This window comes from Paucibacter sp. XJ19-41 (assembly GCF_028462495.1).
Lineage (GTDB): Bacteria > Pseudomonadota > Gammaproteobacteria > Burkholderiales > Burkholderiaceae_C > Roseateles_E.
Map to the genome: position 1 here is coordinate 1 of NZ_JAQOWX010000002.1, position 6,911 is coordinate 6,911.

Consider the following 6,911-nt stretch of genomic DNA (forward strand, 5'->3'; position numbering starts at 1 on the left):
CGCCGCCCACCTGCGTGCCTTCGACGCGCTGGGCGGCGAGCACGGCGAGTTCTACCGCCAGTTGTCGCGCCGGCAGCTGGCGCTGGCACGCGCGGCCGGGCGACTCGACGAGCAGCAGCTGCAGCGTCTCGCCCAACTGATAGCGGCGCCGCCGCCCTGACGCTGGACGCGCTCAGCGCGCCTTGTCCTCCAGCCGCAGTCGCAGATCGCGCAAGGTCGAGGCCGAGCGGCCGAATTCGATGGGCGCCAGCTTGTCGGTGCTCCTGCCGCCGGAGCGCAGGATGCGGCCGAAGGTCGATTGCACGGTGGCCGGATCGTCATCGAAATCGCCATGGTGCTGGGCGCGGCTGCGCGGGTTGGCACCGGCCTTGTCGGGTGAGAGCACCAGCTCGGCCTTGGCCGAGGCGAACAGCTTGCCGAGCTCGGGGTCGGCTTCGATGCAGCGCTGCAGGCCCAGTATGGGTGTGCCGTCCTGCACCATGGGCACGCGCTGGCGCGTCTCGAAGGCATTGGAGACCAGATAGAGCAGGGACTTGTTGTAGAGCTTGGCGCAGTTGTCGTCCTTCTCGGTCTTGTCGTCCAAGGCATAGAGCGCGAAGTCCTGGATGCGGCCGCTCTTGATGGCCGGCAGATAGTCGCTCTTGAACAGCGCGGTCGTGCAGGCCGGCGCCCACAAGGTGCAGCTGACGATCTTGGCCTTGGCTGTCAGCAGGCCGACCAGTGGCGCCAGCAGGATGGCCCCGGCACTGTGGGCGACCAGATGGATCTCCAGCCCCGGCTCGTCCTTCAGCAGGGCCAGCAGATGCTCGGCCACCCTGTGGGCCGCGCCGCCCTTGTGGCTGGCGGCCAGCGCGTTCTCCTTCATCTCGTCCCAGGCCGCCTTGCCGGTCAGATTGCGCGCCACCGGCTCCAGCAAATCGTCCAGGCGGTCGAGCAGAAAGTCCTTGGCGGCATCGAAGGCGCCCTCGGGACGACGCCGGCGCACCGCGTCCTGCAGGATGTTGCTGACGGTGCTCCAGTAGTCGCTGCGCCAGATGAAGGCCAGCGGGTAGACGCCGGCCTCCAGCAGCGCCGGTCGGTACTCGGCCAGCCGCTGCAGCGCGGCCTGCTCGCTTACCAGGCCGCCGTGGGCGTACAGCAGCAGGCGCTTCTTGGGCCAGGGCGCCAAGGTCTGGCGCACATCGGTGGCGAAGAGCTGAGCCAGCTCGTCCTCGTTCATGCCGTACTCGCCGCCGGGCCGCAGCCGGCCCTCGTTGCCGACGCTGACCACATGGGGACGCAAGGCCATATGGCTGACCTTGGTCGCGCCCGAGGGGCCGCTGAGCTGGGCGGCCGGCTCGCCGGCCGGCGTCGCCAGCCGGATCGGCGCGCCCAGGCGGGCGACCCAGACATCGGTCGCATTGCGCAGCCAGTCGTCATAGAAGATGCGCGCAAAGCCCTGGCGGCCCCAGTCAGGGCCCCAGGAGTTCTGCAGCCAGAAACCCTGCTCGTCATAGGCGACGATGGCGAAGGCATGGCCACCGAGCTCCTGATCTGACGGCGTGATGATGCCGTCGGCACCGACCGCGTCCCAGCCCGCGTGCACCGAGGCGGTGGCAAAGAGGATGCCGACCTCGGCGAGCGCCGCATGCATCGCGACCAGGTCCTTGTGGTTGACGCGGAAGTAAGCGCCCAGTGGCCGGCCCTGCGCGTTCTCGACCCGGCTCTGCGACAGGCCTTTCTCGCCTCCGCGCTTTGGGCGGTAGGGCCAGACGCTCTCGGCGCAGACGCCGTGCTTGTGCCAGCCCTTCATCGCGCCGCGCGCGCTCGAGCCCGAGTAGCTTTCGCCGGGCCATTCGTCGTAGCGCCGCGCCATGTCGTAGAGCATGCGTGGGCTGACCGGCGTCGGGTCGGGCACCACCTTGCGACGGCGCAGCAGGAAGTTCGCGACGGTGGCCAGGCCGAAGCCGGTGCAGGCACCTTCCTGGCCCTGGTCGAGGATGGGCACCTCCAGGGCCTGGTAGTCCTCCAGCGCGATGCGCGACGGCACTTCGACCAGGGTCGAGACATACATGCGGTCGCGGAAATCCAGCGTGTCGCGGCGCGCGTCCAGCGTGCGCGTGGTAGCGGGGGCCTTCTTCTTGGTGGCCATCAAGGTCTCCTCAGGATGTCGAGGGCCGCAGGCTGCCACGCGGCGCGGCGCCTGCCCATCCCCAGCTAATAGAACAGGGTGCCGAGGTCCAGCGTGGAGCGCCGGCCGAGCTGCTCGCGATGCTGGTCCAGCCATTGCCGGGCGCGTTCGCGGCCCAGCTTCTTGAGCATGTCGAAGAACTTCAGATTGGCCGCCAGCTTGCTGTCGGCATGCAGCTCGCCCAGCACATCGGCGGCCTCGATCAGATGAAAGCGCAGCTGCTGGGCGCGCCGCTCCAGGCTGCCGACCTGCAGGTTCAGCCAGCGCCTGGGCAGATGCTCGCGCAGATGGGCGAACATGCGCATCTCGCGCAAAAAAGTGGCGTTGAAGGCGATCTCCAGCGCGCGGCTGTGGATGTCGGCGGCGCTGACCGGGGTTGACTTGTGTTTCAGCGGGGTCAGCAGCACCAGCAGCACATCGCTGGATCGGCATTCGAAGAACAGCGGGAACACCGCCGGATTGGCCGCATAGCCGCCGTCCCAGTAGGGCTCGCCGTCGATCTCGATGGCGCGATGCACGGTGGGCAGGCAGGCCGAGGCCAGCAGCACCTCGGCGCTCAGCTCGGCGTTGCGGAACAGGCGCAGCTTGCCGCTATTGGCCTGGGTGGTGGCGATGAAGAGCTTGACCGGGCTGTGCCGACGCAGACGCTCGAAGTCGACCTGCCCGCTGATGATGTCGCGAAGCGGATTCAGGTCGAAGGGGTTGAGCTGCTCGGGCGCCATGTAATAGGTCCACCGCAGCATCAGCTTGAACATGGGCGCCAGGCTGATGTTCTGGCCATCGGCCGAGCTCTGCGTGAAATGCTCGGGCACGGTGGCCGCCACCGCGGTCCAGAAGGCCTGCAGCGCGGTGCGCGCGCCGTCGGCGCCGCCGCTCATCAGGCCCTGGGCCATCACGACCGCGTTCATCGCGCCGGCGCTGGTGCCGCTGACGCCCTCGAAGCGCAGCCGGCCGTCCTCCAGCAAGGCGTCCAGCACGCCCCAGGTGAATGCGCCATGGGCGCCGCCACCCTGCAGGGCGAGATTGAGGGTCGGGTTCTGGGGTTTGCCGAGAAATCGCATCGCGGCTCCCGGGGCGGCTACTCGGTGGTGACCGCGTCGGTCTTGTCGTCGGGACCCACGGCGTCGATGGTCTTCTCGATCACCTTGCCGCCGACCTTGACCCCGGTGCTGACCACCGCACCGGCCACCGAGATGGTCGCGCCGGCCACGGCCCCGGCCACGCTGACGACAGCACAGCCGCTCAGCATCAGCAGCGGCATGGCGGCGAGCAGCAGGCGCAATCGGAAGGAGGGCTTGAGAGGCTTCATGGGCATGGGCGCTAGGGACTGGGCCGCATTGTGCCCAAAGCGCCGACTGTGCCATGCTTGCGTGCATGTTTGCCGTCTATGGATTGCAGGGGCGTATGTTCAGCGGGCCGCTGGACCGGGTGCGCGAGCTCGGCCCGGTGCAGGCGGTGGCCCGGCTGCGGGCGCTCGCCGGGGTGCAGCGCGAGGAACAGGCGCCGCCCGCTGCGGTGATCGCCGGCCGCCTGGCCGAGGAGGGTGGTTTCGGTGGGCTGGCTGCCGAAACCCTGCCGCGCCAGGCACTCAATGCCTATGCGCAGACCGCCACGCCGCCGCGCCAGCCGCTGAGCCTGGTGCAGCAGCTGATGAGCCGCCGGATGATCACCGTACCGCTGGCGGCCACCGTGCGCGAGGCCTGGGGGTTGCTGGCGCGGGCCGGCGTCGGTCAGGCGCCGGTGCTCAATGCCAAGGGGCAACTGGTGGGTCTGATCATGCGTGCCGACCTGCTGCGGCCCGACACCCTGCCGCTGGATCCGGCCGATGCCCAGGCCTGGACCGAGCGCCTGGCCCAGCCGGTGTCCAGCGCGATGTGGACCCCGGTGCCGACCGCCCAGCCCGACAGCCCGGTGCGCGAGGTGGCCCAGCTGCTGCTGGACCTGCACCTGCCGGGCCTGCCGGTGCTGGACGAGCAGGGCGCGCTGCAGGGTTTTCTGTCGCGCAGCGATCTCCTGCGTGCGCTGACCCGCGAGCCGCCCTTGGACCTGTGGAGTTAGCTGGGGCCTCTAAACCACGGCTTGCCAAAGTCATCTGTCTCGTTTATGCTACGGCTTCGCCGCTGCAGTGCTTGCGCTGTGGCGGTTTTGTTTTGCCCCGCGACAATGCAGATCTTCTGCACATCGCCTCGGGTCGGCGTATGCTGGCCCTCACTGAATTGGAGAAACGCCCACATGGCCAAGGAAGAACTGATCGAAATGCAAGGCCAGGTGGACGAAGTCTTGCCGGATACCCGTTTTCGCGTGACGCTTGAGAATGGCCACCAGCTGGTCGCCTACACCTCGGGCAAGATGCGCAAGAACCATATCCGCATCCTGGCCGGCGACAAGGTTTCGTTGGAACTGTCGCCCTACGATTTGTCCAAGGGCCGCATCACCTTCCGTCACATCGAGCGCCGCGGCCCGATGCCGACGACGCCGCAGCGTCGTTACTGACCGCTTGTGTGATCGGGGAGCCGGGACGGCTCCTCAAAACCCCAGCGAGGCCAGCAGGTCGTCCACATCGTCCTGCTTGAGCGCCTTGTCGGGTGTCTGAACACCCTCCAGCGCCGCCTGCTCGGGCGCCGCTGTCGCCACCACCGCATTACCGGACAGCATCTGCTCCAGCGGCCGCTCGGCGCGCTCCAGCATGCGCATCACCTTGTTGATGACCTGGCCCGACAGATCCTGGAAGTCCTGCGCCATCATGATTTCGGTGTGCAGCGCCTTCTCGCGCCCGGCAAAGCTGGCGGCCGTGGCCGCATAGGCGGCGCACAGCTTCATCATTGCGCGGGCGCGCTCCACCGTCAGCTCGGGCGCGGTGGCCATGCGCACCAGGGTCTCTGACAGATCGCTGCCCTGGCGGCGTACCTGCTCGGCATCGTCCTGCGCCGCATCCACCAGATTCAGCACCTTGTTGGCGGCCTGCTCGGTCATCTGCCGCACATAGGCCAGGCGCTCGCAGGCATCGGGCAGCTCATGGGCGAATTGCGTCAGGGCCTGGGCCGCCTGAGGGTCAAGGGCTTGATCGTCGGTGGTGGCTTGCATGGCGTGGGTTCCCCTGTCTGGTGTCTCGGTGCGCGCAGGCGCGGACACGTCGGGGAATCTTAGCGGCGGCCCCCGCAGATCCAGGGCCGGGCCGTGTGCGCTAAGCGGCGCGTGGCGAGGAATAGTTCTCGTTCGGTGCGCCGGCGGGATGGAAGCGGTAGTAGCCGGCCAGCTCGCGGTACAGCGCCGGATGGGCCTGGGCCAGCAGCAGCGGCTGCTCGAAGAACACCTCGCTGGCGACCGCAAAGAACTCGGCCGGATCGGTGGCGCCGTAGTCGCTCATCAGGCTGGGCTCGCCGCGTGCGGCGCGCGCGCACAGCGCGTCGTACTCGGCCTGCATCACGGCCGACCAGCGTGCATAGGCGGCCCGGTCGCGCAGCGGTGGCGCGCCATTGGCATGGCCTTTGGCCTGGTCCAGCTGGTGGGCGAACTCATGGATCACGACATTGCGGCCATCCGCCGGGTTGGCCGCGCCCTCGACCACATCCTGCCAGGACAGGATCACCTGGCCCTGGCTCCATGACTCCCCGGCCAGCGCGCGCCGCTGCTCCATCTGCACGCCGGCCGGCCCGCCGGCGACGCGGTCGACGACGAAGGCGCCCGGGTAGACCAGGATCTGGCGCAGCTGCGGGTAGAAGCCACGCGCCGCGCCCAGCAAGGGCAGGCAGGCCTGGGCGGCGATGGTGATGCGGATCTCGTCGCTGATGCGCAGGCCGGCACAGCCGATGAAGCTCTTCTCGGCGACGAAGATCTGGATCAGTTTCTTCAGCCGCAGCTGCTGGTCGGCGGGCAGCTGTGCGATCTGCGGCACGCGCCGACGCAGGATGCGGCGCCAGGCCTGCGGGAAGGGCTGGCGCTGCAGGCGATCACGCCGCCAGGCCTGCAGCAGGGGATGGGCGGCCAGCCAGGCGATCAGCGCCAGGGCCAGACCACAGACGATGAGCAGGGCCATGGCGCGCGTCTCGGAGTTTGCTTGACTCGAAGATGGGCCACGCGGGCGCGATTTCAAGTCTGGCGCGCCAAAGCGACAGCCGAGCGGCGGCGCTGCGGCTAGGCTTGCCGGCCATGAACAATCAGCGCGGCCTGCCGGCTTGGCAAGTGATCGGCGGCGGTATTGCCGGCCTGGTGCTGACCATAGGCATTGCCCGCTTCGCCTATACGCCGCTGCTGCCCTTGATGCAGGCCCAGGCCGGGCTCAGCGACGCGGCCGCCGGCTGGCTGGCCGCGATCAACTACCTGGGCTATATGAGTGGGGCGCTGCTGGCCGCGACCCTGGAGGACGCGCGCTGGCGCCAGCGGCTCTACAGCTGGGGCCTGCCGCTGTCCCTGCTCAGCGCCGTGCTGATGGGCCTGGCCGGCAATGTCTGGCTGTGGGCGCTGTCGCGCTATCTGGGCGGGCTGTGTGGCGCGGCCGGCATGCTTTTGGGTTCGGGCCTGGTGCTGAACTGGCTGATGCGGGCCGGCCGGCGCCCCGAGCTGGGTCTGCATTTCACCGGCCTGGGCCTGGGCATCGTCGTGTCGGCGCTGGGCGCGATGGCGATGTCGGCGCTGGCGCTGGACTGGGCCGCGCAGTGGCAGGGTTTCGCGCTGATCGGCCTGGTCTTCTTGCTGCCGGCCTGGGTCTGGCGGCCGCCGGTGCCGCCGGCCGCCACCGCCG

8 protein-coding genes are annotated in these 6,911 nt (G+C 69.1%); 3 read left to right on the forward strand and 5 right to left on the reverse strand.

The genetic code is table 11. The features are described from left to right. Positions 1–172 precede the first annotated feature (172 nt). From PO768_RS00825 to PO768_RS00835, 3 genes are all read right to left on the reverse strand, one after another. Positions 173–2,131 carry a C1 family peptidase gene (locus PO768_RS00825; protein ID WP_272644485.1) on the reverse strand — a complete coding sequence of 653 codons (1,959 nt, stop codon included), beginning with the start codon at positions 2,129–2,131 and terminating at the stop codon, positions 173–175. A 65-nt stretch (positions 2,132–2,196) separates the two neighbouring features. Continuing rightward, complete coding sequence (locus PO768_RS00830) at positions 2,197–3,231, reverse strand: patatin-like phospholipase family protein (RefSeq protein WP_272644486.1); 1,035 nt, start codon at positions 3,229–3,231, stop codon at positions 2,197–2,199. A gap of 17 nt (positions 3,232–3,248) precedes the next feature. Beyond that, on the reverse strand, positions 3,249–3,485 hold the full coding sequence (locus PO768_RS00835) for a hypothetical protein (RefSeq protein WP_272644487.1): 237 nt from the start codon (positions 3,483–3,485) through the stop codon (positions 3,249–3,251). A 59-nt stretch (positions 3,486–3,544) separates the two neighbouring features. Between PO768_RS00835 and PO768_RS00840 the strand changes: the two genes are divergently transcribed. Both PO768_RS00840 and infA read left to right on the forward strand, forming a co-directional pair. Further along, a complete protein-coding gene (locus PO768_RS00840; RefSeq protein ID WP_272644488.1) occupies positions 3,545–4,228 on the forward strand; it encodes a CBS domain-containing protein in 684 nt (227 codons plus the stop codon). Positions 4,229–4,402: 174 nt separating this feature from the next. Beyond that, positions 4,403–4,663, forward strand: coding sequence for a translation initiation factor IF-1 (infA, locus tag PO768_RS00845; protein ID WP_137941425.1), 261 nt, complete (start codon positions 4,403–4,405; stop codon positions 4,661–4,663). 33 nt (positions 4,664–4,696) lie between these two features. Here the strand turns inward: infA and PO768_RS00850 are convergent, their stop codons facing one another. Beyond that, positions 4,697–5,254 (reverse strand): protein phosphatase CheZ, encoded by a 558-nt coding sequence (locus tag PO768_RS00850; protein ID WP_262971360.1) that lies wholly within the window; start codon positions 5,252–5,254, stop codon positions 4,697–4,699. Between the two features lie 100 nt (positions 5,255–5,354). Then, positions 5,355–6,206, reverse strand: a complete 852-nt coding sequence (locus tag PO768_RS00855; RefSeq protein WP_272644489.1) for a zinc-dependent peptidase — start codon at positions 6,204–6,206, stop codon at positions 5,355–5,357. A gap of 113 nt (positions 6,207–6,319) precedes the next feature. Between PO768_RS00855 and PO768_RS00860 the strand changes: the two genes are divergently transcribed. Continuing rightward, positions 6,320–6,911, forward strand: a 592-nt coding sequence (locus PO768_RS00860; RefSeq protein WP_272644490.1) for a YbfB/YjiJ family MFS transporter, incomplete at its 3' end; no start/stop codon positions are given.

Excerpts from the sequence above, each read along its gene's own strand:
- PO768_RS00825 (WP_272644485.1), bottom strand. The coding sequence starts at position 2,131 with ATGGCCACCAAGAAGAAGGCCCCCGCTACCACGCGCACGCTGGACGCG.
- PO768_RS00830 (WP_272644486.1), bottom strand. The coding sequence starts at position 3,231 with ATGCGATTTCTCGGCAAACCCCAGAACCCGACCCTCAATCTCGCCCTG.
- PO768_RS00835 (WP_272644487.1), bottom strand. The coding sequence starts at position 3,485 with ATGCCCATGAAGCCTCTCAAGCCCTCCTTCCGATTGCGCCTGCTGCTC.
- PO768_RS00840 (WP_272644488.1), top strand. The coding sequence starts at position 3,545 with ATGTTTGCCGTCTATGGATTGCAGGGGCGTATGTTCAGCGGGCCGCTG.
- infA (WP_137941425.1), top strand. The coding sequence starts at position 4,403 with ATGGCCAAGGAAGAACTGATCGAAATGCAAGGCCAGGTGGACGAAGTC.
- PO768_RS00850 (WP_262971360.1), bottom strand. The coding sequence starts at position 5,254 with ATGCAAGCCACCACCGACGATCAAGCCCTTGACCCTCAGGCGGCCCAG.
- PO768_RS00855 (WP_272644489.1), bottom strand. The coding sequence starts at position 6,206 with ATGGCCCTGCTCATCGTCTGTGGTCTGGCCCTGGCGCTGATCGCCTGG.